Annotated in this window: 1 protein-coding gene; it reads left to right on the forward strand. The window is 60.9% G+C overall.

The window, feature by feature from the left end; genetic code table 11:
* Positions 1–539: beta-ketoacyl [acyl carrier protein] synthase domain-containing protein (locus IE145_RS33215; protein ID WP_189529130.1), on the forward strand; the 539-nt coding region annotated here is incomplete at both ends.

A 539-nucleotide genomic window follows, 5' to 3' on the forward strand; every position in this document is an offset into this window, starting at 1 on the left:
TTGTCGTCGGAGGGGGTGCTTCGGGCGTTTGACCGGCGTGCGGACGGGATGGTGCCGGGTGAGGCGGTTGCGGTGTTGGTGTTGCGGAAGCAGGTGGATGCGGAGCGGGACGGTCAGCGGGTGTATGCGACGGTTCTGGGGAGTGGGGTGAATTATGACGGGCGGACGAACGGGATTACGGCTCCGAGTGGTGCTGCTCAGTCGCGGTTGTTGCGTGATGTGTATGAGCGGGTGGGGGTTTCTGCGGAGTCGGTGGGTTATGTGGTGGCGCATGGTACGGGTACGCGGTTGGGTGACCCGGTGGAGATCAATGCGTTGGTGGATGCTTTTGGTGGGGGTGAGTCGGGGCGTTCGGGTTGGTGTGCGTTGACGTCGGTGAAGCCGAATATTGGTCATACTCAGGCGGCTTCCGGTCTGGTGAGTGTGATGGCGTTGGCGTTGTCGATGCGGAATGAGTTGATTCCGCCGAGTGTGCATTGTGAGGAGTTGAGCGATTACATTCGGTGGGAGGACAGTCCGTTCTTCGTCAATCGTGAGGC

This window comes from Streptomyces sindenensis (assembly GCF_014649035.1).
In the GTDB taxonomy this organism is placed as follows: domain Bacteria; phylum Actinomycetota; class Actinomycetes; order Streptomycetales; family Streptomycetaceae; genus Streptomyces; species Streptomyces sindenensis.